This is a genomic window from Micromonospora sp. WMMD812 (assembly GCF_027497215.1).
Lineage (GTDB): Bacteria > Actinomycetota > Actinomycetes > Mycobacteriales > Micromonosporaceae > Micromonospora.
This window is the reverse complement of record NZ_CP114904.1, coordinates 6,954,576-6,978,730: the sequence shown is the minus strand read 5'-3', so window position 1 is coordinate 6,978,730 and position 24,155 is coordinate 6,954,576. Positions and strand designations below refer to the sequence as shown.

20 protein-coding genes are annotated in these 24,155 nt (G+C 71.1%); 13 read left to right on the top strand and 7 right to left on the bottom strand.

Translation table 11 applies throughout. The features are described 5' to 3' along the window. Nucleotides 1-105: 105 nt before the first annotated feature. A complete protein-coding gene (locus tag O7603_RS32165) occupies nt 106-1,950 on the bottom strand; it encodes a LamG-like jellyroll fold domain-containing protein (protein ID WP_281573464.1) in 1,845 nt (614 codons plus the stop codon). Nucleotides 1,951-2,289: 339 nt separating this feature from the next. Here O7603_RS32165 and O7603_RS32160 point away from each other — a divergent pair, with 339 nt between their 5' ends. After that, entirely contained in the window at nt 2,290-2,796 is a 507-nt protein-coding gene (locus tag O7603_RS32160; RefSeq protein ID WP_281573463.1) for a dihydrofolate reductase family protein, read from the top strand. Between the two features lie 185 nt (nt 2,797-2,981). On the opposite strand, the gene O7603_RS32155 is transcribed toward O7603_RS32160, so the two are convergent. After that, a complete protein-coding gene (locus tag O7603_RS32155; protein ID WP_281573462.1) occupies nt 2,982-3,311 on the bottom strand; it encodes a hypothetical protein in 330 nt (109 codons plus the stop codon). Nucleotides 3,312-3,736: 425 nt separating this feature from the next. Here O7603_RS32155 and O7603_RS32150 point away from each other — a divergent pair, with 425 nt between their 5' ends. From O7603_RS32150 to O7603_RS32135, 4 genes are all read left to right on the top strand, one after another. Beyond that, complete coding sequence (locus O7603_RS32150; protein ID WP_281573461.1) at nt 3,737-4,333, top strand: molybdopterin-dependent oxidoreductase; 597 nt, start codon at nt 3,737-3,739, stop codon at nt 4,331-4,333. Beyond that, nucleotides 4,303-5,040 (top strand): ferredoxin reductase, encoded by a 738-nt coding sequence (locus tag O7603_RS32145; RefSeq protein WP_281573460.1) that lies wholly within the window; start codon nt 4,303-4,305, stop codon nt 5,038-5,040. The genes O7603_RS32150 and O7603_RS32145 overlap by 31 nt, the downstream gene beginning before the upstream one ends. Before the next feature lie 2 nt (nt 5,041-5,042). After that, nucleotides 5,043-5,336 (top strand): DUF6510 family protein, encoded by a 294-nt coding sequence (locus O7603_RS32140; protein ID WP_281573459.1) that lies wholly within the window; start codon nt 5,043-5,045, stop codon nt 5,334-5,336. Between the two features lie 147 nt (nt 5,337-5,483). Further along, nucleotides 5,484-5,885, top strand: a complete 402-nt coding sequence (locus O7603_RS32135; RefSeq protein ID WP_281573458.1) for a GNAT family N-acetyltransferase — start codon at nt 5,484-5,486, stop codon at nt 5,883-5,885. Between the two features lie 256 nt (nt 5,886-6,141). On the opposite strand, the gene O7603_RS32130 is transcribed toward O7603_RS32135, so the two are convergent. Further along, nucleotides 6,142-7,059 carry an NADP-dependent oxidoreductase gene (locus tag O7603_RS32130; protein ID WP_281573457.1) on the bottom strand — a complete coding sequence of 306 codons (918 nt, stop codon included), beginning with the start codon at nt 7,057-7,059 and terminating at the stop codon, nt 6,142-6,144. 512 nt (nt 7,060-7,571) lie between these two features. Between O7603_RS32130 and msrB the strand changes: the two genes are divergently transcribed. The 5 genes from msrB (at nt 7,572) to nhaA (ending at nt 12,751) form a co-directional block, all read left to right on the top strand. After that, entirely contained in the window at nt 7,572-8,051 is a 480-nt protein-coding gene (gene msrB / locus O7603_RS32125; protein ID WP_281573456.1) for a peptide-methionine (R)-S-oxide reductase MsrB, read from the top strand. 9 nt (nt 8,052-8,060) lie between these two features. Next, entirely contained in the window at nt 8,061-8,567 is a 507-nt protein-coding gene (msrA, locus tag O7603_RS32120; protein WP_281573455.1) for a peptide-methionine (S)-S-oxide reductase MsrA, read from the top strand. Between the two features lie 288 nt (nt 8,568-8,855). Further along, the gene (locus tag O7603_RS32115; protein ID WP_281573454.1) at nt 8,856-9,512 is read left to right on the top strand and encodes a TetR/AcrR family transcriptional regulator; all 657 of its coding nucleotides are present in this window, start codon (nt 8,856-8,858) and stop codon (nt 9,510-9,512) included. A gap of 622 nt (nt 9,513-10,134) precedes the next feature. After that, the gene (locus O7603_RS32110) at nt 10,135-10,563 is read left to right on the top strand and encodes an OsmC family protein (protein ID WP_281573453.1); all 429 of its coding nucleotides are present in this window, start codon (nt 10,135-10,137) and stop codon (nt 10,561-10,563) included. A gap of 295 nt (nt 10,564-10,858) precedes the next feature. Next, nucleotides 10,859-12,751 (top strand): Na+/H+ antiporter NhaA, encoded by a 1,893-nt coding sequence (gene nhaA / locus O7603_RS32105; RefSeq protein WP_281573452.1) that lies wholly within the window; start codon nt 10,859-10,861, stop codon nt 12,749-12,751. 156 nt (nt 12,752-12,907) lie between these two features. Here the strand turns inward: nhaA and O7603_RS32100 are convergent, their stop codons facing one another. The 3 genes from O7603_RS32100 to O7603_RS32090 form a co-directional block, all read right to left on the bottom strand. Then, the gene (locus tag O7603_RS32100; protein ID WP_281573451.1) at nt 12,908-13,135 is read right to left on the bottom strand and encodes a DUF2007 domain-containing protein; all 228 of its coding nucleotides are present in this window, start codon (nt 13,133-13,135) and stop codon (nt 12,908-12,910) included. 201 nt (nt 13,136-13,336) lie between these two features. Continuing rightward, complete coding sequence (locus O7603_RS32095) at nt 13,337-13,465, bottom strand: hypothetical protein (protein ID WP_281573450.1); 129 nt, start codon at nt 13,463-13,465, stop codon at nt 13,337-13,339. An 85-nt stretch (nt 13,466-13,550) separates the two neighbouring features. Then, a complete protein-coding gene (locus tag O7603_RS32090; RefSeq protein WP_281573449.1) occupies nt 13,551-14,267 on the bottom strand; it encodes a hypothetical protein in 717 nt (238 codons plus the stop codon). Between the two features lie 249 nt (nt 14,268-14,516). Here O7603_RS32090 and O7603_RS32085 point away from each other — a divergent pair, with 249 nt between their 5' ends. The 3 genes from O7603_RS32085 (at nt 14,517) to O7603_RS32075 (ending at nt 22,175) form a co-directional block, all read left to right on the top strand. After that, nucleotides 14,517-16,517, top strand: coding sequence for a hypothetical protein (locus O7603_RS32085; RefSeq protein WP_281573448.1), 2,001 nt, complete (start codon nt 14,517-14,519; stop codon nt 16,515-16,517). 323 nt (nt 16,518-16,840) lie between these two features. Then, on the top strand, nt 16,841-20,749 hold the full coding sequence (locus O7603_RS32080) for a Pls/PosA family non-ribosomal peptide synthetase (protein ID WP_281576900.1): 3,909 nt from the start codon (nt 16,841-16,843) through the stop codon (nt 20,747-20,749). An 85-nt stretch (nt 20,750-20,834) separates the two neighbouring features. After that, nucleotides 20,835-22,175: a M1 family metallopeptidase gene (locus O7603_RS32075; protein ID WP_281573447.1), complete on the top strand. Its 1,341-nt coding sequence runs from the start codon at nt 20,835-20,837 to the stop codon at nt 22,173-22,175. 124 nt (nt 22,176-22,299) lie between these two features. Here O7603_RS32075 and O7603_RS32070 read toward each other — a convergent pair whose 3' ends face one another. Further along, nucleotides 22,300-24,123 (bottom strand): serine hydrolase, encoded by a 1,824-nt coding sequence (locus tag O7603_RS32070; RefSeq protein WP_281573446.1) that lies wholly within the window; start codon nt 24,121-24,123, stop codon nt 22,300-22,302. Nucleotides 24,124-24,155 lie beyond the last annotated feature (32 nt).

Genomic DNA, 24,155 nt, shown 5'->3' with positions numbered 1-24,155 from the left:
AGACCTTCACGGCGGGCGACAGGTGTGACCCCTTCGGTGCCCGACGCACGGAGGCGGCGTGGAACGGTGCCGGATCGCCCGACCCGCCCCACGCCACCTCCGCCGTCAGGCCCGCATGAACAGGCTCACCGGCAGCGGACGGTTCACCACCCGCAGGTCACCGAGCCAGCCGTAGAAGGCCTGCTCCACGATCCGGTCGTAGTGGTACGCCCCGACCAGCCAAGGCTCGTTCGACGTGGCCAGACCGACCGCCGGGGTGGACGGGTTGCGCAGCAGTTCGGCGCCGTCGACGTACAGGGTGGTGGTCTTCCCGTCGTTGACCACCGCCACGTGGAACCATTCGTCGGCGGGCATCTCGTGACCCCAGTTGGTGGAGATGCCGTTCTGGTTGAGCGGGAAGACGGCCCACTGCAACGCCATGCCGTCCGACAGGCTCAGCGTGGCGATCGGCTCCGACGGGTCGCCGCCGGTCTTGCCCGCGTCCCGACCGGCGCCGAAGCGGCTCAGGATGCTCATCCACGCGTGGTTGCTCGCCCGGACGTCGGCGGGCAGCTTGACGAACGCTTCGATGGTGTAGCCGTTGCGGAAGGTCTCGGCGTTGAGCGGCGCGCCGTCGAGCGTCCGCAGGTACGCGCCGCGCGCCGGCTGCTTGGCACCGTCGAAGCGGAGGCTGGCGTGGGCTGGCTGGTCGGGGTGGTGCTCGCCGGACCAGCGCAGCGCCTCCGGCCCACTGCCGGCGAGGGTGACCCGGGTGAGATGGTTCCCGCGGCCGGAGTGATCCTCGATCCGGCCGCCGTCCGGCACCGCGTCGCGGTCGCCGCGCCCCGTGTCGAACCGCCAGTAGGCGAGCGTGCCGGGGACCAGCATGGTGGCCGGGTTGCGGGGCGCGCGAGGCGGCACCGGGTCGAAGCCGGCGAACCGCGCCGCGAAGTCGACCCCGATGCTGAACCGGTTGGTGGCGTCGGTCAGCTCCATCTCGCGCTGCTCCAGGGCGTTGCGCTGCTCGGGCCGCTGCCCGAGGATCCACGGCGAGAAGGTCTCCACGTCGATCGTGTTGCGCGCCAGGTCGAACTGGTAGAGCCGGATCATCGCGCTGCCGCCGTAGTGGCGGTCCTGGTAGTTGGCGATGTGCAGGTGCACGTCGTGCCCGGCGGCGTTGCGCAGTACGGTCCGGCCGGGCGGCCAGTAGTGCCCGTTGAGGGTGAGGAAGATCTGGTCGCTCTCCGCGACGAGGTAGTCCCAGAGCCGCTGACCGTGGCCGGAGAGCGTCGCCGCGCCGCTGTCGTCCGCGTACACCATGTCATGGGTGGTGAGGACGACCGGGGTGCGCGGATGCGCGGCCAGGACCGACTTCGCCCAGGCGAGACCGGCGTCCGACGGGCGCCAGTCGAGCGCCAGCAGCAGCCACTGCCGCCCGGCGGCGGTGAAGACGTGGTACGTGTTGTAGCCGTCCTTGGTCGCCCCGCCGTACGTCGGCAGCTTCCGGAACCGCTGCGGCCCGAACACGTCGAGGTAGGGGCTCGGCCCCCGCTGGTCGGTCGTGGACGAGTTGATGTCGTGATTGCCGGCGAGCACGCTGTACGGCATCCGTTGACGGTCGAAGGTGTCGAACACCTTGCCGGCGGCGGCGAGTTCGTCGGCCCGCGCGTTCTCGACGATGTCGCCGAGGTGGGCGGTGAAGACGATGTTCCGCTCCGCCTGGTTGTCGATGATCCACCGCAGACTCGCCGCCAACGGCGCCGGGTCACCGCGGTCGGTGTCGAAGAGGTACTGCGTGTCCGGGATGACGGCGAGCGTGAAACGGGGCAGGTTGGGGTCGGGTCGACCGCCGCCGCCGTGCGCGCCCGCCGACGCGGGGGCCAGGGCCCCGACGGTGCCGGCGCCGACCAGACCGGCACCGACCAGGCCGGCGCTCTGCAGGAATCGGCGCCGGCTCGGGCCTTCTTGCATGGGGCTGCTCCTCAGGTCGGGTGATGCTCCGGGCTCAGTACGCCCCCCGACCACGAACGTTGATCATGGCGCCCGGCAACGCCGCCCGAACTCCCCGTGAATCTCGCCACCAGCCGCCACCGACGCACCCACGGCTAGCCCGCAGCTCGCGACGCTGGCGAATGCACGTACTCCCGGTGCAACCCGCCGGCACGCCCCGGTTGCCCTCCGTCTCCGGTCCAGACCCGGCACGGCCGCACGACAGGTGCACGGCCGCCACCTCCGCCCTTGGTCCGCTTCGGCAGGGATCCTAAGGTCCGTGCATGACCCTGACGCAGTACTTCGTTGCCATGAGCATCGATGGGTACATCGCTGAACCTGCCGAGCAGCTTGACTGGCTCTCCCAGTTCCGCAACGTGGCGGGCAAAACGACGGCGCTACGAGCGGTTCTTCGACGAGGTGGGTGCGATCGCGATGGGCGCGCGGTCGTACGAATTCATTCGTCGCCAGGACGGCCCGTGGATCTACGGCGACCGACCCACCTGGGTCTTCACACATCGCGACCTGCCCCACCACGGTGGCGCCGACCTGCGGTTCACCGATGCGGACGTGACCGACGTGCATCCGCACCTGGTCGAGGCTGCCACGGGTAAGAACGTCTGGATCCTCGGCGGCGCGAACCTCGCCACCCAGTTCGTGCGGGCCGGTCTCGTCGACGAGCTTCACCTGGGCGTCGCGCCGGTGCTGGTTGGCTCCGGCACCCGACTGCTTCATGCAGAGGCCTACACCCCGTGGGCCTTGGCCGAGACCAACCAGTACGGCTCGTTCCTCGCCCTGCGCTACGTCGCGCCCGGCCGGGCCTGTTGACCGCCCGCACCGCCCAGCGGTCACCAACGTGCCGTGGGCTCATCGCTCCTGACCACCGGCTCGTGTCGCGGGCCCTGGCCGGAGGCTCATGGTCGCTAGCAAGATCCACGCTCGTAGACGGCTGGCTGTCCACGTGGCCTGAGCCGTCCGACGGTGATTCGACGTGTGGCTGGGATCTCGTCCCGTCATCGGTACCGGCCGTCATAGCGGACTCCGCTCCGGGTATCCGTGAAGCTGACGCCCACCCGCACTCCGTCCTCGACGATCCACCGAACCGTGTACGTCGCCCGGTACGTCGGCGGCCAGAACGAGGCGAAGGTCCCGTCACCCGCAACAGACCATTCGCCAACTGACGGGGTGCCCCTGTCGACGTAGGTCGTGCGGCCCTCCGCCGTGAATGACTGAGTTGCACCGTCTGGGAACACAAACTGCGCGGCGGTCAGGGCAGCGATCATGTCCGCCGCGTCGACCGGCTGGCCATCGACAACATCCCCACGGGAGGGAACAGGTTCCATCGAACTCTCCTGACAACGGGCAGGACACTGGCCGCCGCTGGTGGCGACGCCATGTCGAACGACCAACTCGGAACAACCTGCTGGTCGCGCTTTATGGACTCTGTCGTCCATAATAGCCCCCGCCGCAGAGGCAGCCGGCCGGACCCGGGCGCGCCGCCGCGACCGTCAGGCGCGCTGTTGCCCCCAGCACCGATGGCCAGCGGCGGGACTTGCCGGCCGATGCCACGCCCGTCTAGTCTGGACGTGATGGTCCAGTCAATTTATGCCGGTTTGAGGGCGACCACGTCCTCCCCGCGGAGAATCTCATCACCGGGGCGCTCGCCGACGATGGCGTCATGGGCGGATACCACATCGACATTCACCGACCGACTGGAAGCACGGGCGGCAGCGGGATCCCGGCCGCCCGGCCAGATATTGAGGGGCGCATGACCGTGATCACACGCGGCTTCGGCGGCCGCAGACGCGACGACACCGACCTCCCGCCCGGCCAGCACCGCACGGACGACTTCCCGGTGCTGTCGGCGGGACCGACACCGCGCATCGGCCTCGACGAGTGGGAGCTCGCCGTCGTCACCGAGGCCGGCGAGCGAAGCACGTGGTCGTGGGCGGAGTTCACCGCCCTTCCTGCCGACGAGCCGACCGTGGACATCCACTGCGTCACGCACTGGTCGAAGTTCGGCACGAAGTGGCGAGGTGTCCCGGTGGACACGTTGCTGGCCGACGTCGACACCGCGGCCGAGTACGTCCTCGCCCACTCCTACGGCGGCTACACCACGAACATCCCGCTCGAGGACCTTCTCGACGGCCAGGCCTGGGTGGCGTACGAGTTCGACGGCGAGCCGCTGGAGCCGGTGCACGGCGGGCCAGCTCGTCTCCTCGTTCCGCACCTGTACTTCTGGAAGAGCGCGAAATGGCTGCACGCACTGGAACTGCGTCTCGACGACGAGCCCGGGTTCTGGGAGACGGCCGGCTACCACAACTACGGGGACCCATGGCGCGAGCAGCGGTACCGGGCAGACTGACCTGGCAGCCGGCGACCGTCGCCGCCACCCGGCCGGAGACCGCGACGGCGCGGACCCTGGTCCTCGACGTCGGCGGGTGGACAGGTCACGTGGGCCAGCACGTCGACGTCCGGTTGACGGCTCCCGACGGCTACACGGCGTACCGCAGCTACTCGATCTCGTCCGCCCCGGGGCCCGGCCGGCTCGAGGTGACCGTCCAGGCGGTGACCGGCGGTGAGGTCTCGCCGTATTTCGTCGACATCGCAGAGCCCGGTGACCAACTCGAGATCCGTGGACCGCTCGGCGGCTGGTTCGTACGCCGACCCGCCGATCCACGCCCGGCGTTGCTGATCGGCGGCGGCTCCGGCGTGGCGCCGCTGATGTCGATGGTGCGTGCGGCGACGAACCCCACCAGGCTGCTGTACTCGACCCGATCTCCGTCCGATGCGCTCTTCACGGCGGATCTCGCAACCGCACGAGCCGCAGTCGACGGGTGCGTCGCCGTCACACACGTCTACACCAGGGTCGCGCCCCCCGGCTGGCCGGCACCACCCCGACGACTGGACGCGGACGCCCTCGCCCGCGTCGCCTGGCCTCGCGATGCCGACGCTGTGGCGTTCGTCTGCGGGCCCACCGGATTCGTCGAGACCGTTGCCGACCTGCTCGTCGACATCGGGCACGATCCCGCGAACATCCGCACTGAACGCTTCGGACCCACCGGAGGATGACCATGTCGACCAGCAACGTCAGAGCCGACGACGCACCCTGGGTGGACGGTAACGCCCTCGCCGGACCGCTCGGCGAGATCATGGGGACCGACCTCACCGTTGCCGAGCTCACCTGTGCTGGGTGCCGGACGCCCCGCCCGCTCGCCGCGATGCGCGTGTTCGACCGAGCACCCGGCCTCGTCGCCCGATGTCCCGGCTGCGAGGACGTCGTCATGCGCGTGGTGCGCACGGCCGACCGTGTCCTGGTCGACCTGCGTGGGTCGCTCGTCCTCAGCCTTCCGGTGCCGGCCGCCTGAGCCCATCGATCGTGGCGCACGGAGACCATGCGAACGTCTCCGTCGTCGGTCACGCAACAGTCCGAGGCGGATACTCCTGCCTCTTCGACCGACCTGACTGGGCACTCCCCCCAGGTCGCTCAACAGACGCGAGACTCAGGAGACAACATGGCGAGCAACGCCGAGCCCATGATCACGTTGACCAGTGCCGAGGAGGATTCGGGTGGCGCGAACCTGCCGGGAGCCACCGCGTCCGACGCGGATGACCTCGTCATCACCGACAACAGTGAACTCGGCATCTACGAGGCCACGATAGGGGGCCGGACAGCCGCTGGGCTCATCTACAGCAAGGTCGGGAGCCGCGTCATACTGCTGGCGACATCCGTGCTCCCCGAGTTTCGGGGGAAGGGAGTAGCCGCCAGGCTCATCGGCGGCGTCCTCGACGAGCTGCGGACGCAAGGCAGAACCGCCACCGTCACGTGTCCGTTCGCGACGACATTCGTCAATGCTCATCCGGAATATGCCGACGTTCTCGATCCGGCATCACAGACAGCCGGGCACGGGCACTGAACCATCGTGGACGGCGGCGCCGCGCCGAGTCTGCTGGTGGTTTCCCCGCGGGCGCGGGCCGCGGACGCGTACGAACGCGTCCGCAGCCCCGCCGGCGTCGATGATGTCCTCCGGGCTGGCGGGAGTTGGTTACGCCGGGTGCCCACCCGAGTAGCGGACCAGGCCGATGGCATCTTCCGGTACGAGCCGCCCGACCTGGCCACGCGGTGGAGACTGATCCACCAGGAGGCCAGGACCGCTCGCTGTCCCCGAGTCTTTACGGACGAGCGCGGATGATCGTCTTCCCGGTGATCCGCTCGGTCGGATTGAGGGCGGTGACGGCGTCGTCGAGGTTCGCGACATTGCCGATGTTCGTCCGCAGCCGTCCGTCCCGCACCCGCCGGACGATCTCACCCAGTTGGGCGCGATCGGGCTCGACGACGAAATCGACCGCCAAGCCGTCCGTGGGCCGCGCCTCGGGCGGCCCGACGACGGTCACCAGCGTTCCTCCGGCTCGAATCAGGCCGGCGGAACGCTTCCCGATGTCGCCGCCGATGACGTCGAAGACCAGATCGACTCCGCCGACGTCCTCGAGGACGTCGTTCTCGAGGTCGACGAACTCCTGCGCGCCGAAGTCGAGCGCCTTCCGACGGTCGGCGGCGCGCCCGGTGCCGATGACGTAGGCGCCGAACTCGCGTGCGAGCTGCGTCACCATCGAACCGACTGCGCCGGCCGCGCCGTGCACGAGGACGCTCTGCCCCGCCTGAAGGCGGCCGTGCTCGAACAGTCCCTGCCACGCGGTCAAGCCCGAGATCGGCAGGCTCGCGCCCACCGTGAAGTCGACGTCGCCCGGCAGCGGCGCGAGGTTGCGTGCCTCGACGGCCACATATTCCGCCAGGGTGCCGTCGCGGGTCCAGTCCGTGAGGCCGAACACCCGCTGACCCACGGACAGTCCCGCCGTGCCATAGCCGAGGGCGGTGACCACTCCGGCCAGCTCGTGCCCGGGGATCGACGGCGTCCGGTCACGGCCGAGGCGATCGGTCCAGGTCGATGGCCACGCCATCTCAGTCGGGACGAATCCCGACGCGTGAACCCGAACGACGACGTCGTTCAGCGCCGGTTCCGGCTCGGGCCGCTCCACCAGCGTCATCCCGGCCGTTCCCGCAGCCTGGTCCGTCACCACGATCGCTTTCATGGGAGTTGTCTCCTCGGTCATTTGTGTGTTTGGCGGAGATGTTGCCGGGATGGAGAGCGCGCTCGGCCTCTCATGCCAGGGGCATAGGACGCAGTCGGCCGATCTGGACGGTGCCGGCCCGCCGCGTCCATCGATGGGCGCGTATCGCTCACGGACGAACACGGAGGATCGTCATCCCGGTGACCCACTTGGTCGGGTCACACGCGGGACGGCGTCGTCGCTAGCGGAGGCACCCTGTCGGACGCCCCGAACCTAGTAGCGGTGAAACTGGTCCGTCAAGTCCACTCTACGGCCAGACGGATGCTACAGTGGCAGCAACTTCCCCCGTAAATCTACCGCAACAGCGACACCCGGCGGTCCACCCCCCGGAAACCTCTTTCGGACTTTATAGTCCACGAAAGGTGAGGCCAGCGGGAATAAAACCGGCCCTTAGGGCGTCTGTACAGGTGCGCGTTCAGGCGTGTTTCACCTCGTTCCCCAGCTTCACGCCGAAAGGCCGGGAAGGGAGAGCTGTGCCCCAGCAGACCCAGTACCACAAGAACCCGGACGCCGTTTCGCGGCTCGACCCGGAGCAGTACCGCGTGACCCAGCAGGACGGCACCGAGCGCCCGTTCGCCAACGCCTACTGGGACAACCACGAGCCCGGCATCTACGTCGACATCGTCTCCGGCGAGCCGCTGTTCGCATCGGTCGACAAGTACGACAGCCACTCCGGCTGGCCGAGTTTCACCAAGCCGATCGCCAAGACGAACGTCGTCGAGCGCGCAGACTCCAGCCACGGGATGATCCGGGTTGAGGCCCGCTCGCTGCACGGGGACAGCCACCTCGGCCACGTCTTCAACGACGGTCCCCTCGACAAGGGTGGACTGCGCTACTGCATCAACTCCGCGTCGTTGCGTTTCATCCACCTCGACGACCTGGAGAACGCAGGGTACGGCGAATACCGCACCCTGTTCGCGAGTGACACCAACAGTGACACCGACGACAAGTAAGGAGGCGACGTGACCACCGAGAAGGCGATCCTCGCCGGCGGCTGCTTCTGGGGCATGGAGGAGCTGTTCCGCCACCAGCCCGGCGTCGTGTCCACGCGCGTCGGCTACAGCGGCGGCGACGTCCCGAACGCCACCTACCGCAACCACGGCACCCACGCGGAGTCCATCGAGGTCGTCTACGACCCCGAGAAGACCGACTTCCGCGCGCTGCTCGAGTTCTTCTTCCAGGTGCACGACCCCTCGACGAAGAATCGCCAGGGCAACGACGTCGGCACCAGCTACCGATCGGCGATCTTCTACACCAGCGACGAGCAGAAGCGGGTCGCCGAGGACACGATCGCCGACGTCGACGCCTCGGGCCTGTGGCCCGGCAAGGTCGTCACCGAGGTGACCCCGGCGGGCGACTTCTGGGAGGCCGAGCCCGAGCACCAGAACTACCTGCAGACCTACCCCAACGGTTACACCTGCCACTTCCCCCGCCCCGGGTGGAAGCTCCCGAGGCGGGCGACGGCCTGACACCTCCGGCGCGCGGACCCCGGGTCCGCGCGCCGGCCCGGGGCCGAGGTGGTCGGCCTGGACGGGGACTCGGCCGGATGGGTGCGGGCTCTCAGCTCGCCACCTCGCGGACAAAATAGTCCAGGAAAAACCGCCCTATCGATGATCTCGCGGACATAGCACTCGTTCGGTCGAGCTGGCAACGCATGCGTTCGTCCTTCGCCGTCGTGTGAATGCGATACAACGGCGGATGGGACTTCAAGGTCCCATCCGCCATGGCCTATCTGGCCGCGCCGATACACTTGACCGATGGGCGACGAGCAGGTGGCTGCGCCGACGAAGCAGCGGAGGATCAGTCAACGTGGCATCGCGACGCGAGAGCGGATCCTCGACGCGGCGAACCGGCTGATGCTCGTGCGCGGAGTGAACGCGACGACCCTCGACGACGTCCGCGAGGCGAGCCAGACCAGCAAGTCTCAGCTTTACCACCACTTCGCCGACAAGCAGGAGCTCGTGCGCGCGTTGGTCAAATATCGAGGCGCGCTCGTGCTTCAGCGCGAACGCGGAGGGCTCGAACGACTGAGATCGTTCTCAGGGCTGGTCCGGTGGCGTAACGCGCTGGTCCAGGCCAACTCGCTGAACAACGGTAAGTACGGGTGTGGCCTCGGGTCGATGGCTGTCGAGCTGTCCGATCAAGATGAGCAGGCTCGATCGATGCTGTCGGAGACGTTTGCGGCATGGGAAAAGCTGATCAGTGATGGTCTGCACCGGATGCGGGATAGCGGTGCGCTGCGCCAGGACGCCGACCCGGAGAAGTTGGCCACGGGGTTGATGGCGGCTTTGCAAGGCGGCTACTTGCTGGCGAACGCCGCCCACGACGTCGCACCCATGGAAGTTGCCCTGGACATGGCGCTGGAGCACATCAAGTCGTTCCTCGTGGAGCCGTCCGGCGAGCCGACCCGTTAGTTGAGCCCGGGCCGGGGCGCTGCGTCGGGGAAGCAACGCCTGCGGGCTCGGTATCCAGCGAGCTGGGCGCTGGCCGCCGTCGGGTGACAGTCGACGTTTCCGTGCGAAGGGTCTTGGCGCGACACGCTGGCCGGCAGTAGACGCCGGTCGTCCTCGCCGCGGTAAGAAAGCTGCCGTCGAGTCGTTCCTCGCGTCATTGGATCGCCTCGCACTGCGACTGCGGATCACTGCGCATCGATGTTCCTCATGTTGTCCGGATTTGAGTCCGCCCGAGTCGCGGGAGGCGACGACGATCGCCGCGTGAACGACGGCCATCGTAGCCCAAATGGACCAACGAGTCCATCCCTGGATTTGGCGTTGAGCAAGTTCGGCTGGCGCGCGGTAACCCTGACCGCCTCTCAGCACAGCCTAGAACACCTCCTGGCGATGCCGCACGAGAGGCCGAGCGGTCCTGGCAGCGAGCGGCTGATTGGACTATCCAGTCCGGGAAGGCTAGCCTGCGGAGGCATTCGATCACGGGGTGATACGCCCGGCCAGCGCCCCCGCTCAGACTGCGGCTGGGCTGCTGCTGGACCGCGTATCTGGACCGTCACTACCCAGGATCTACAGGAAGGCGCGGCTGATGGAAACCGATCGGGATCGTGTCGTCGCATCCGCCCGAGCTGTCCTTCCGGCCACTGAGCGCCGGCGCACGGACATGACCACCCGCGGCTTCACGTTCGTCTCCGATGAACCGCACAACGGCGCGATCGGCGAAGGCCCGACGCCGACGGAGTACCTGTTGATGGCGCTCGCGTCGTGTACCGCTCAGACGCTGCGGCAGTACGTCGACTACAAGTACGACACCGCCGGTGACATCACCGTCGAGATCGACTATCACGAACCCGAGCAGGAAGGCGCAGAGCGTTACCTGCAGCGCACGATCACGCTGAGCGAAGAACCGGACCCCGACGACTTGACGGTGATGCATGAGATCGCCGAGAGGTCCCCGGTGACCCTGCTGATTCAGTTCGCGTGGAGCGTGAAGACCGAGTTCGTCGGGCCGCGCTGACGTCAGGCCGCTTGCTGCTCGGCGTTCACGGCCGAGCAGCAAGCGGTGGTCATTCCGCCCCAGCGGCGACAGCGTCTCCGTCGACCGCGAGAACCTGAATGCGAATGCGGCGCCGTGCCCGCGGCGCAGGTGCTGGTCCGGACGGATGGCCGGTGACTCGTACGGCAGCAGGGCTCGCAGTGTGATCAGCCGGGCCGCGGCGGACGGTGCGCCGGGTTCGAGCCAGCCGTGCGCGCATTGCGGCACGCGAGCTGGCTATCCATGCTGGCCCGGCCAGGGCCACGGAAGGTGACGTGTGACCGACACCAAGCTGAGCGGCCGAACGATCCGGATGCGGAATCTCGCGCCACCGCTGCAGGCCTTTCTCCGCACCGAGTCCGGCAGCGCCGGCCTGCTCGTGGCCGCCATCGTCGCCGCACTGCTCTGGGCCAACACCGACCTCGGCTCCTACGAAGCCGTCTGGCGCACCCAACTGTCCCTGCGCCTCGGGCACCTCGAACTCTCCCGTGACCTGCACACCTGGATCAACAGCGGCTTGATGACGCTGTTCTTCCTGGTCGTCGGCCTTGAGGCGCGGCGCGAGTTCGATCTCGGCGACCTACGCGACCGGCGGCGTTTCCTGCTGCCCAGCGTGGCCGGCGTGATCGGCATGCTGGTCCCGGTGCTGATCTTCCTGCTGATCAATCGCGGCGGGCCGGGCGCGCACGGCTGGGGCGTAGCCATGTCGACCGACACCGCCCTCGCGTTGGGCCTGCTGGCACTGCTCGGCCGGGGCGTGCCCGACCGGGTCCGGATCTTCCTGCTCACCGTGTTCGTGGTCGACGACGTGATCGCACTCATCGTCATCGCCCTGGTCTACAGCGACGACATCAAGATGATGCCCATCGTGGTGGCCGTTGGGGCGTTCGCGGCCATGCTGGCCATCCGCGCAGCCGGCGTCCGACGTGGTTCGGCGTACGTGCCGGTCGCCATCGTGATGTGGGGCGCGCTGCTGGTCAGCGGAGTCGACCCGGTGGTGGCCGGACTGGCCATCGGGTTGACCGCGTTCGCCTACTCCCCTGGCCGAGCTGAGCTCGAGCAGGTCAGCGGGCTGTTCCGGTCGTTCCGTGAGCAGCCGACGCCCAAGCTCGCGCGTACGGCATCGATCGGCCTCGCGACCACGCTGTCGCCCAACGACCGCCTACAGCGCATCTACCACCCCTGGTCCAGCTACGTAATCGTGCCGCTGTTCGGCCTGGCCAACGCTGGCATCAGCATCGACGGTCCGTTCCTGGCCCAGGCGTTCGCGTCGCCCGTCACCTGGGGCGTGCTGCTCGGGTATGTCGTCGGCAAGCCGCTCGCCGTGATCGGCACCTCGGCCGGGCTCACCTGGATCTCGCACGGCCGCATCCGTCCGGCCGTGGGCTGGGCGGGCGTGCTCGGCAGCGGCACGATCGCCGGTGTCAGCTTCACGGTGTCGCTGCTGATCGCCAGCCTGGCCTTCAGCGGCGACCAACTGGCCGAGGCCAAAGTCGGGGTGCTCAGCGCCGCGATCGTATCCTCAGCGCTGACCTGGACCGCGTTCCACGTCACCAACATGCTGCCCAAGGACAAGCGGACCCGGGCGCTCTTCGGCGACATGACGGAGCTGATCGACCTCATCCCCGAGGTCGACGAGAAGCAGGACCACGTCCGCGGCCCGGCCGGTGCGTCGGTAACGCTGGTGCAGTACGGCGACTTCCAGTGCCCGTACTGCGGGAAGGCCGAGCCGGTCGTCCGGCAGTTGGTGGGCCACACCGACCTGCGTTTCGTGTGGCGTCACCTGCCGCTGTCAGACGTGCACCCGCAGGCCCGGCTAGCAGCTGAGGCCGCCGAAGCAGCGGCCGCCCAGGGCAAGTTCTGGCAGATGCACGACCTGCTGCTCGACCACCAGGACAAGCTGAACATCACTGATCTTCTCAAGTACGCCGGCGACCTCGGTCTGGATCAGGAACGCTTCCACGACGATCTGATGAGCCAGGCCCACGCCGGGCGCATCGAACGCGACATCGACTCGGCCGACAACAGCGGAGTGTCCGGCACCCCGACGTTCTTCATCAACGGCCGCCGCCACTACGGCGCCTACGACATCACGACCTTGACCGCCGCCATTCGCCTGGCCCGAGCCCGGGCCCGCCTCGGCCGCGAGGCAGCAGCGACCCGTACCTAAGCGCGCTCCGTTGACCCGAGCGGGCGCCGGCCGGCCGTCAGATCCTGCCGCGCGAACTCCTGCCTCGACGCGATGCGCGTGCGACAGCGTCCGACACCCTGTTCCCGACGACGCCGAGCGGTACGAACCCGTGCCGGCCGCCTACCTCGACGGTGCTCACTCACGCTCCCCGTCGCCGGTGTCCGCGAGAATGCGCCGGGCCGCGGCCTCGTCGGCCGAGGCGACCAGCACACGCACGCCGCCCTGCTGCAACTGCGGCTCCTGCCCGCCGACGTCGTCCGCGATGTACGCCGCCCACAGGCCCTGACTTCGCAGCAGGCCCGCGGCCAGTTCCGCCTCGATACGGCTGCTGACAATCGCCACCGTGACCGGAGCACTCTCCATGACAACTGACATTAGGCCGGTCCAACCGGACCCGAGCACGAATCACGGTCCGCTCCGTCGGCCCTTCCGGTTCGACACGCCGACAGAAGCGATCGCCGACCCGTAGCGGCGGACCGCGGCCACGCGCTGGCCCAGCGCGCGCCGTCAGCAGCCGCATCGCTGCCGGTCGTGCCGCCGACCGCCCGCGCTTCTCGCTGCCGGTCACCACTTGCGGCCCGGCGAGCCGGGCGACAGGACCTCGATCTCCGCCGCATCGGCGCGCTCGTCCGACATGTCGGTCTGGTGGCTGCTTCGGCCGCCGCCTGCCTCGTTGGTGGTGATCCCGGTCACCTCCGCCGTCCGGCCATTGGCAGGCGCACAGAGCGGGCGGCAGGGTCGGGGGTTGTCGTCGCGCCAGCTAAGTCGTCCGAGCAGGTCAGGAGCGTTCGTTGCCCGCCCACCGGCGTCCCCGCCCACCCCGTCCGGCCGCGCTGCCCATTGCGACCGGAGCCCTCGCCGCCCTGCTGCTCGCCGGAGCGGGCCTCGGCTTCGCGCTGATCGGAGACGCCGAGATCGACTCCGACGGCGCCCCGCCAGCGCGGGTCGCCGGCACGCCGAACCCCCGGCCGGCACCGGCCACCCGCACGCCGGATCTCCCGGCGACACCCAGTGCGGACGTCGTCTCCGGTCCGTCTCCCGCCGACATCCCTCCGCCGACCGTTTCGGTGGCCCAGACCGAGTCGCTGCGCCAGCCGACCGCCGACCCGGCGCCTCCACGTCCGACGACCGGCGCACCGAAGCCGACGGCCACGAGCCCGGCCACCAGGCCACCGACCACGACGCCGACGGTACGTCCGACGCCCGGATCGACCGGCTCCCCCTCGTTGCCGCCACCCACCGCCACTCCCAGCCCGTCCGGCAGCCCCACCCCGGCCCCGTCCACACCCGGTCCGACCCCGTCGGGCGGCACGCCGGCGCCGAGCAGCCCGGCGCCCAGCGGCTCCCCTTCCACCGACCCGGCATCGCCGCCGGCAAGCCCCACAGACACGACGACGCCGGCCACCTCCTGACAGTCCGCGCCGGCGACGCCTACAGATCCGAACTCGCCGGCGGCGTCCCCCAGCCGACCGGACGAGGCCAGCCATGGGTCCACGCCGGACCTGTGCCCGACCGCAGGTCCGTCGCCTGCCACGGGTGAGCGGGAGCCGCTGCATCGGCGCGACCATCCGTATCTGGTGCTGGCGTCGACCGCGACCTGGGCTCCGTCCACATGCTCACCAAGGTGGGCGGCACCACGTGCATCGCGCGTCCGGTGGCACTGACGTAGCCGCCGGCACCGCGGTCCGACCTGGAATCCGGCATTCCGGTGAAACCGGTGCACTTGGTGCGTAACGTGCCGGACATGGTCTTTCGCACTTGGCGTAACCTGTTGCTCACAGCGGTCGGGATGGGCGTGCTCGCCGGCGCCGGCCAGCTCGGCCTCGCGTTCGGCTTCGGCATCGTCCAGCTCAGCGGCGCCTCCGCCGGTGCCACCGTCAACCAGTGGCCTGCCCAGCTCGTCTGGGTGGGCTGGTTCGCGGCACACGCCGCCGTAGCCGGCACCGTCGTCACCGCACGCCTGGCCCGCCGGTACGGGGTGCTGGAGAGCACGGGCAGGCTGGTGGCCCTCGCCGCCGCCGCCGCGCTGGGTGCCACCGTCGTGGCGCCGCTCTGCGTCCGGCCGGCCCAGGCCGTCGAGCGCTTCGCGGTGGACCCGATCTGGGCCGTCGGCATCTGCGCGACCCTCGGCGCGCTGGTCGGCGCGGGTGCCGCGATCGCCGTCCTGATGAAGCCGCCGCTGGGCTGGAACGTGGCGGCGGTGGGCTGCGTGGTCTGGCTACTGGCGCTCGTCTCGGTCGTCCCGTCGCTCGCAACCGCCGGGCCGTTGCCCGCAGTGCGGCTCGGTGTGCTGGAGCAGGCCGGGCTCGACGCCGACGCGGCACACCGGCAGACGCTCCTGATTCTACCGGCGGTGGCCCTGCTCATCGGTGCGGCGACCGGCGGGCTCGCCCGCTGGCGCGGGCATTCGCCGCTGGTCACCGGCGCGACCGGCATGGCCGGCGCGGTCCTGGTCGCGTTCGCCTACCTGACCGCCGGTCAAGGCGACACCGTCGACCGGCACCAGATCACGCCGTACTACGGCGCGCTGCTCGCGATCGCCGCCGGTGTCCTCGGTTCCGCCGCCGCGTCGTTCCGCTGGCCGCACCGGCCGCGCACCGCCGAAACGCGGGTCGTCGAGCCGAGCGACATCCTCCGTCCGCTGTCCACCGACCCGGCCGTGCCGCAGGCCATGACGCCGGCCGAAGGTGGTACGACCGGCGAGCCGGAGCCTGTCGACCTGGCTGGCACGGGGCCGCTCGCCGGCGCGACCGCGGCGAAGCTCCCGGCCGCAGCCGAACCGCTGGGCGTCGGTGCGCCGGCTGGCGACCGGGACGCCAGCGCCGTACCGGCAGACCCCGCGACGCGGATCGCCGCACCGGCCGTCACCGCCGCATCGGCCGCCCCCGCCGACCTCGCCACGCCGGCCGACCTCGACGACCTCGCCGCACCGGCCGACCTCGCCGCACCGGCCGCCCCCGCCGGCCTCGCCGCACCGGCCGACCTCGACGACGTCGCCACACCGGCCGACCTCGCCGCGCCGGCCGACCTCGACGACAGCCGGGAGCCATCGGAACCGGCCCCCGCGTCGGCGGCCCACCTGCCCACCGGACCCGGCGGGGACGCCTCCGGAATGGCGGAGGCGGAGGCCGACAACACCGAACCCGACGGGATGCCCGGCGGCGCACTCGTCGCCCCGGGGACCCGCCGGATGTACCAGCCGCCGAAGACCGACCTGACGCGGGTTCAGGCGACCTGGCCGGTCGTTCCGGCGCGGCGGGTGCCGCCCTCGACCGAGCCCGCTGCGGGCGCCGAGGCGACCCATCCGGCCGACACGCGGGAGACGCCCGAACCGACGCTCCCACCTCGACACCGGCCGCCCCTGCCCGACCTGAACCGGGCCGCGAACTGGGAGGCCCTCGCGACCGCCCAGCGCGCCGCGCCCGCGCCCACGACCGGCGCCGCGCCAGCCCGCCCCGCCGGGCCCGATCCGGTCGCCGCGGTCCCCGCCCCGGCCGCCCCGGCAGCCGTCGTCGAGGCGGGACGGACCAACGGGCGGGCCAGCGGTCGGCTGGGCCTGTTCCGGCGCAACAAGTCCCGGATCGACGGCGCGGGCACCCCGGCGGACGGCGAGCCGCTGCCGAGGCAGGACGCGGAGTTCGTCGACTGGGTGACCCGGCTGGGCAAGCCAGTGGCGAACAACGAGCCGGATCAGGAGAGCGGTCACCGGTCACTCCACTCCACCAGCCGCCACCACAGCGACTGACCTCCACCGTCGGGTCCGCCGCCACGCCAACGCCGGTGTGGGGCACCGGCACCGGCCCGTCTTCTTCCAGGCGGAACTGGTCGTCCGCCGCTCCGGTGAGCAGCCGCGGCGCTGACCAGCCCTGGCGTTGATCAGCTGGCGATACGGCGCAGCCGACCGGCATGTGCAGGCGATTCGCTGTGGTGGTGGACACGAATCCGCTACTTTGTCGTCACTTTCCCGATGGTGCGACGTAGCGTTGACGGCTGCCCAGGGCGGGTCCGCATGCCGCACGCCTGGTTGACGCTGACCCGCGAGGTGAAGATGGTGCACGCCCGGTGACCATGACGACTGATCCCCGGCCGGTCGCGATTCCGCCGATGGTCACCGCACCGGCGGTCCCCGCGGTGTTCCGATCCTCCTCGGCCCCGGTCCGCCGCACGCTGGTCGACATCATCGACGAGACCGTGCGCGCGCACCCCGGGGCCGACGCTCTCGACGACGGTGCCACGCCGCTGACGTACCGTGAACTGGCCGCTGAGGTCGAGGCCGTACGAATGTCGCTCGCCGGGCACGGGATCGGCGTCGGCGATCGGGTGGGCGTCCGGGTCTCGTCCGGTACGGCCGAGCTGTACCTGGCGATCCTCGGTGTGCTCGCGGCGGGCGCGGCCTACGTGCCGGTCGACGCGGACGATCCCGAGGAACGCGCCGAGCTCGTCTTCGCCGAGGCGGATGTCGCCGCGGTGCTCGGTGACGGGCTGACGGTGTCGCTCCGCCGTACCCCGGCGGGCCGGACGGGCCGGCCCGGCCCGGACGACGACGCATGGATCATCTTCACCTCCGGTTCGACGGGCACCCCGAAGGGTGTCGCGGTCAGCCACGGCGCGGCGGCGGCTTTCGTGGACGCCGAGGCGCAACTGTTTCTCGCCGGCGAGTCCAATGAGGCGATCGGCCCGCAGGACCGGGTCCTGGCCGGGTTGTCGGTGGCATTCGACGCGTCGTGCGAGGAGATGTGGCTGGCGTGGCGGCACGGCGCCTGTCTGGTGCCGGCCGCGCGGTCGCTCGTCCGCAGCGGCGTCGACCTCGGTCCGTGGCTGGCCGAGCAGCGCATCACCGTGGTGTCGACGGTGCCGACGCTCGCTGCGCTGTGGCCGGTCGAGGCGCTGGAGGAGGTCCGGCTCCTGATCTTCGGCGGGGAGGCCTGCCCGCCGGAGCTCGCGCAGCGCCTGGCCGTCGAGGGCCGCGAGGTCTGGAACACCTACGGGCCGACCGAGGCGACCGTGGTCGCCTGCGCCGCGCGGATGACCGGCGAGGGGCCGGTACGCATCGGGCTGCCGCTGGCCGGCTGGGAGCTCGCGGTGGTCGACGGGTCCGGCGCTCCGGTCGCCATGGGCGAGACCGGCGAACTGGTGATCGGCGGGGTGGGGCTCGCCCGCTACCTAGACCCGGGCAAGGACGCCGAGAAGTTCGCGATGCTGCCCGCTCTGGGCTGGCAGCGGGCGTACCGCAGCTGGGACATCGTCCGGGCGGAGCCCGAGGGACTTCTGTTCGTCGGCCGCGGCGACGAACAGGTCAAGCTGGGCGGGCGCCGGATCGAGCTGGGTGAGGTCGACGCCGCACTGCAGGCGCTGCCGGGAGTCGCCGGTGCTGCCGCCGCAGTGCGGCGGACCGCGGCGGGCAACCAACTGCTGGTGGGGTACGTGGTCCCGCACGACGGCGTCGCATTCGACGGCGCGACGGCGGCGCTGCGGATCCGTGAGCAACTGCCGGCCGCGCTCGTTCCGCTGCTGGCCGTGGTGGATGCGCTGCCGACCCGGACGTCCGGCAAGGTGGACCGGGCCGCGCTGCCCTGGCCGCTGGCCACCGAGGAGGACGCGGCGGGTGAGCTGACCGCGACCGAGGAGTGGCTCGCTGGCGGATGGGCGGAGGTTTTGGGCCTGCGCCCCACCGAGCCGGAAGCGGACTTCTTCAACCACGGCGGCAGCAGCCTGAACGCGGCGCAACTGGTGGCGTGGATCCGGCGCCGGCACCCGCAGGTGTCGGTGGCCGACCTCTACCTGCACCCGAGGCTGTCGCGGCTCGCGGCGGTACTCGACGCGCTCGAAACCACGGCGGCGACGCGCCGGGAGGTCCGGCCGACGCCGCGGCGTGCGGGGCTGGTCCAGGCGGTGCTGATGGTGCCGATGCTCGCGCTGGTCGGGCTTCGCTGGCTGACCGTCCTGGCCGCACTCGGCAACGTCCTCGCCTTGCTCGCTCCGGCGCCCTGGGCACCGGTCGCGTCGTGGTGGTGGGTGGCGCTGGGCTGGGCGCTGCTGTTCAGCCCGCTCGGCCGGATCGCCGTGGCCGCCGGAGGAGCGCGACTGCTGCTCCGCGGGGTGCGCCCGGGCAGCTACCCGCGCGGAGGCAGCGTGCACCTGCGGCTGTGGGCCGCCGAACGGCTCGCCGAGCTGACCGGCGCCACCAGCGTCGCCGGAGCATCCTGGATGATCACGTACGCGAGGGCGCTCGGCGCGCAGATCGGCCCCGACGTCGACCTGCACTCCGCGCCGCCGGTCACCGGCCTGCTGAAGCTCGGCCGAGGCGCGGCGATCGAGCCGGAGGTCGATCTGTCCGGCCACTGGGTCGACGGCGATGTCGTCCGCATCGGCAAGGTACGCGTCGGCGCGGGCGCCCGGGTCGGGTCCCGCACAACCCTGATGCCCGGCGCCCGGGTCGGCAAGGGCGCGCGCATCGCCGCCGGCTCGACCGTGGCCGGCGTCGTACCGGCGAACCAGCGCTGGGCCGGCTCACCGGCCGCTCCCGCTGGCAAGGATCCGGCCGACTGGCCCGGGCCGCGTCCCCGACGATCGCGGATCGGGTCACACCTCTGGGCGGTCGCGTATGGGATGACCGCCCAGTTGCTGGGGCTGGTGCCGGCCGTCGCCGCGCTGCCGGCGCTCGCCCTGCTCGGCTGGGCGCTCGCCGTCCGACCGGCACTCGGCTCTGTGCTGGCCGCCGTCGCGGTGGCGACCGTCGCCTATGTCGTGGGCTATGCGCTGCTGGTGCTCGGGGCCGTCCGGGCGCTCAGCATCGGCCTGCACGCCGGGTACCACCCCGTGCAGGGGCGGGTGGCGTGGCAGGTGTGGACGACCGAGCGGCTGATGGGGATGGCCCGCGTCGGGCTGTTCCCGCTCTACGCCAGCCTCTTCACGCCGGTGTGGCTGCGGCTGCTGGGTGCCCGGGTGGGGCGCGGGGTGGAGGCCTCCACGGTGCTCGCGGTGCCCGCGATGACCACGGTTGCCGACGGGGCCTTCCTGGCCGACGACACCATGGTCGCCACCTACGAGCTGAGCCACGGGTGGCTGCGTGTCGCCCCGGCCCGCGTGGGCAAACAGGCGTTCCTCGGCAACTCCGGGATGGCGGCACCCGGCCGTTCCGTGCCCAAGCGTGGGCTCGTCGGCGTGCTGTCGTCGGCGCCGCGCAAGGCGAAGAAGGGCTCGTCGTGGCTCGGCGCGCCGCCGATGCCCTTGCGCCGTACCGTGGAAGCGGTAGACACCAGCCGCACCTCCGACCCGCCGGTCCGGCTGAAGCTGGCCCGGGCGGCGATCGAGCTGTGCCGGATCGTCCCGGTGATGTTCGCCGCCGCCCTGGCGGTCGGCGTCCTGGCCGTGCTCGCGTTCGTGTGGCGGACGGCCGGGTGGTGGGCGGCCGCACTCGCCTCCGGGCCGGTGCTGCTGGGTGCGGCGATCGCCGCCGCCGCCATCGCGACGGCTGCGAAGTGGCTGCTGGTCGGGCGGTTCCGGGTCGCCGAGCGTGCGCTGTGGACCTCCTTCGTGTGGCGCAACGAGCTCGCCGACACGTTCGTCGAGGTCCTCGCCGCGCCGTGGCTGGTCCGCTTCGCGACCGGCACGCCGCTGCTCACGGCGTGGTTGCGCACGCTCGGTGCGAAGATCGGCCGGGGCGTCTGGCTGGAGACCTACTGGCTGCCCGAGTACGACCTGGTGCGGCTCGGCGACGGGGCCACGGTGAACCGCGGTTGTGTGGTGCAGACCCACCTGTTCCATGATCGTGTGATGCGGATGGATGAGGTGGCACTGGGCGCGGGAGCCGCGCTGGGCCCGCACGGCATCGTCCTGCCGGGCGCGAGCATCGGCGCGCGGACCACGGTCGGGCCCGGTTCGCTGGTGACCCGCGGCGATGCCGTGCCGTGCGACAGCCGGTGGCTGGGCAACCCGATCGCGACCTGGCCGCCGCCGGTCGCGCCGCCAGCATGACCGCCGACAACGGGCCGCACACGCCGGAGCACGCCTACGGCGCCTCGGGCGAGGGCCGGAAGGGGTCGCCTGAAGGTGGCCCGGCATGACTCCGAAGGCGTCGGCGTCGGGCGGTGCCACGCCCGGTGCGGACCGCTCGGGCGACTCGTACCTTCCCGAGCACGGCAACGGCGGCTACCGGGTGCTGCACTACGATCTCGACCTCGACTACCGGGTCGTGTCGAACCGGCTCGCCGGCCGGGCCGAGATCACCGCGGTGGCCGTCCAGCCGTTGTCGCGGTTCACTCTCGACCTCGGGCGGCTCCGCGTGCAGGACGTCCGGGTGGACGGGCGCCCGGCGAAGTACATCCACCGGACGGACAAGCTGCAGATCAAGCCTGAGCAACCGATCGGCGCCCAGGACACCTTTCGAGTGGACATCCGGTACGCGGGGAAGCCGGTGCCCATCTCCGGTCGTTGGGGCGACCTCGGGTGGGAGGAGCTCACCGACGGGGTGCTCGTGGCCAGCCAACCGAACGGTTCACCGTCGTGGTTCCCGTGCGACGACCAGCCCGGCGCCAAGGCCACCTTCCGGGTGGCGGTCACGGCCGCCTCTCCGTATGCGGTCCTGGTGACCGGTGATCCCGTTCTCCAACGGCGTGGCGCGGGCAGCACGACCTGGGTGTACGAACGTCACGAACCCACCTCGCCGTACCTGATGAGCGTCCAGATCGGACGCTACGAGGTGGTGGACCTGTCCGTCGGCGGAGTGGTGCAGCGCGCCGCGGTCCCGCCCGCGCTGCGCCGGGCCGTCGCCCACGACTTCGGCCGGCACGGCGAGATCATGTCGGCGCTGGAGCGGCTCTTCGGGCCGTACCCGTTCCGGGAGTACGTCGTCGTGGTCGCCGACGACGACCTCGACGACCCGGTCGAGGCGCAGGGCATGGCGGTCTTCGGGAGGAACCACGTCGACGGGCGGCGCACGCACGAGCGGCTCGTCGTGCACGAACTGGCCCACCAGTGGTTCGGCAACAGCCTCACGGTCGCGGACTGGCGGCACATCTGGCTCAACGAGGGCTTCGCCACGTACGCCGAGTGGTTGTGGTCCGGTGTCTGCGGCGATCTGCCGGCGAACGCGCTGGCGGCCCAGTGGTACGCGCGGATCGCGGCCAGCCCGCAGGGCGTCGTCGTCGCGGATCCCGGTGTCGACCGGATGTTCGACCCGCAGGTCTACAAGCGTGGCGCGCTCACCGTGCATGCCGTACGGAAGAAGATCGGCGAGGAGTCGTTCTTCGCGCTCCTACGGGCTTGGGTTGCCGAGCACCGGCACGCGACCGTGACGACCGAGCAGTTCCGGTCGTACGCCCAGCGCTTCGCCCGCGAACCCCTGGACGGCCTGTTCGCCGCCTGGCTCGACAGCCCGGAGCTGCCCCCGTTACCTCATTGACCACGCGGCGTGGGTCCGCCGATTCGATCCGCGCCGCTGCCCGCACGGCAACCGTGTCGTCGCCCACCCCGGCACGGGCGAGGGCGGTGAGGTCTCCATCGCCAGTTGATCAGGGCAGACGCGGTCAGGTACGCGCGGGCGACCACCCGTCGGCGACGAGTCGGGCGGCGTCCGCGCCACCCTCGCCGTGGAAGAGCAGCCCGTCCCGGTCCACCGCCATGATCCGGTCCACGTAGACCCCACGGCCCTGGCCCGAGCCGTCGGTGGTGCTGATGAAGCGCAGATGACCCGCCTGGTCGGGCAGCGCCAGCGAGACCTGCCACCAGTCTCGCCCGCCGTAGCCGGTCACCGCGCCGTCGGCGGTCCACCGTCGGTCTCCGTTGCGCAGCAGCATCCGTGCCGGGGCCCAGGTCTGTCCCCCGTCGGTGGAGACCTCGAACCGCGCGCTGTCGTAACGCGGTTCGGTGTCGTACCAGAGGAGGAAGGTGGCCGTGCCGCCCCGCGCCACCCGGCGCAGGGGGGCGGTGAGTGTCGCGGTCGCGCGGTCGCGTGGGTCCGCCCGCCATGCGCTGCCCGAGCGGGGCCGCACCGGCATCGCCTCGGCGAGATCGCGTGCGACCGCGCTCCGGGCGACGTTGTTGCTGCCCCAGCCGCGATCGGGGTGCACTCGATTGCTGAGCAGGATGACGAACGAGTGGGAGAGCGGATCGACGACGAGGGAGGTGCCGGTGAAGCCGGTGTGCCCGAACGTCACCGGGGAGGAGAGCCCCATCATGTACCAGTGCTTGTTGAGCTCGAAGCCAAGTCCCCGGTCGCTCTCGGGGTAGGCCGCTTCCAGCGGCGCGTTGTAGTTGACCAGCATCTCCCGCACCGTCTCGGCCCGCAGGATTCGTCGCCCGCGATACTCGCCGCCGTTGAGCAGTGACTGGCAGAGGCGGGCCAGGTCAGCGGCGGTGGAGAACACTCCGGCGTGGCCGGCCACTCCCCCGAGCGACCAGGCGTTCTCGTCGTGCACCTCGCCCCAGACCATGCCGCGCCCGGCATACGGCTGGTACTCGGTCGCGGCGATCCGGGACCGACGCTCCGGCCCCGGGTTGTAGCCGGTGTCGACCATGTTGAGCGGCGCCGTGACCCCGTCGCGGACCAGTTCGGCGAGCGGCCGGCCGGTCACCCGTTCCACCAGCACGCCCAGCGAGATGAGCCCGAGGTCGGAGTAGACGTACCGACTGCCGGGCGTCGCACCGGCCGCGAGCGGCGTGGCGAGTGCCGCGGCGAAGCGGGCTTCCGGCGTCGGGTAGCGGCTCCACAGCGGCGTGAAGGCGGGCAGACCCGAGGTGTGGGTGAGCAGCATCCGTACGGTGACCGACTCCTTGCCGCCGGCCGCGAACTCCGGCACGTACCGGGCGACCGGCGCGTCCAGGGCCACTCGCCCCCGCTCGACCTGCTGCAGGAGGACGATCGTGGTGAACAGCTTCGACACCGATGCCAGGTCGAAGATGGTGTCGGGCCGCATCGGCAGTTGCTGGTCGGCGGGGAGTTCCACGCCGACCAGCTCGGGCGGCGGCCCGACGGAGGCGTACCGCACCGCCGTGCCCACCGCGGTGTGCTGGACGATCACGCCGTCCTTGGCGGCCAGCGCCACCGCGCCGGCGTACGTGGGATGCCCGGGATGGTCCGGCGTCGGCTCGAGGTAGGCCGCCAGGTCGGCGGGGATGCGATCGACCTGCGCCGGGAGCAGTCCGACCTCGCGGGCATCGCCGGGACGCAGCGTGTCATGCCGGAAGCGGATGTCGGCGGGCGTGACGGCCGGTGGTCCGGACCCGGCCGGCGACGGCGCGGCGGCGGCCGGCCCGGCGGGCGCCGACGTGGCCAGGACCAGCACGGCCAGGCCGAGCGCGAACGGGCGGGGTGCGACGGAGCGGAGCAGGCGACGCGACGACGTGGTCAAGGCGCACTCCTCAGTGAGTTCCTGTGCGGCAT

Coding starts and splice junctions, on each gene's coding strand:
- O7603_RS32165 (WP_281573464.1), bottom strand. CDS start 1,950: ATGCAAGAAGGCCCGAGCCGGCGCCGATTCCTGCAGAGCGCCGGCCTG.
- O7603_RS32160 (WP_281573463.1), top strand. CDS start 2,290: ATGGGTACATCGCTGAACCTGCCGAGCAGCTTGACTGGCTCTCCCAGT.
- O7603_RS32155 (WP_281573462.1), bottom strand. CDS start 3,311: ATGGAACCTGTTCCCTCCCGTGGGGATGTTGTCGATGGCCAGCCGGTC.
- O7603_RS32150 (WP_281573461.1), top strand. CDS start 3,737: ATGACCGTGATCACACGCGGCTTCGGCGGCCGCAGACGCGACGACACC.
- O7603_RS32145 (WP_281573460.1), top strand. CDS start 4,303: ATGGCGCGAGCAGCGGTACCGGGCAGACTGACCTGGCAGCCGGCGACC.
- O7603_RS32140 (WP_281573459.1), top strand. CDS start 5,043: ATGTCGACCAGCAACGTCAGAGCCGACGACGCACCCTGGGTGGACGGT.
- O7603_RS32135 (WP_281573458.1), top strand. CDS start 5,484: ATGGCGAGCAACGCCGAGCCCATGATCACGTTGACCAGTGCCGAGGAG.
- O7603_RS32130 (WP_281573457.1), bottom strand. CDS start 7,059: ATGAAAGCGATCGTGGTGACGGACCAGGCTGCGGGAACGGCCGGGATG.
- O7603_RS32115 (WP_281573454.1), top strand. CDS start 8,856: ATGGGCGACGAGCAGGTGGCTGCGCCGACGAAGCAGCGGAGGATCAGT.
- O7603_RS32110 (WP_281573453.1), top strand. CDS start 10,135: ATGGAAACCGATCGGGATCGTGTCGTCGCATCCGCCCGAGCTGTCCTT.
- O7603_RS32100 (WP_281573451.1), bottom strand. CDS start 13,135: ATGGAGAGTGCTCCGGTCACGGTGGCGATTGTCAGCAGCCGTATCGAG.
- O7603_RS32085 (WP_281573448.1), top strand. CDS start 14,517: ATGGTCTTTCGCACTTGGCGTAACCTGTTGCTCACAGCGGTCGGGATG.
- O7603_RS32080 (WP_281576900.1), top strand. CDS start 16,841: ATGACGACTGATCCCCGGCCGGTCGCGATTCCGCCGATGGTCACCGCA.
- O7603_RS32075 (WP_281573447.1), top strand. CDS start 20,835: ATGACTCCGAAGGCGTCGGCGTCGGGCGGTGCCACGCCCGGTGCGGAC.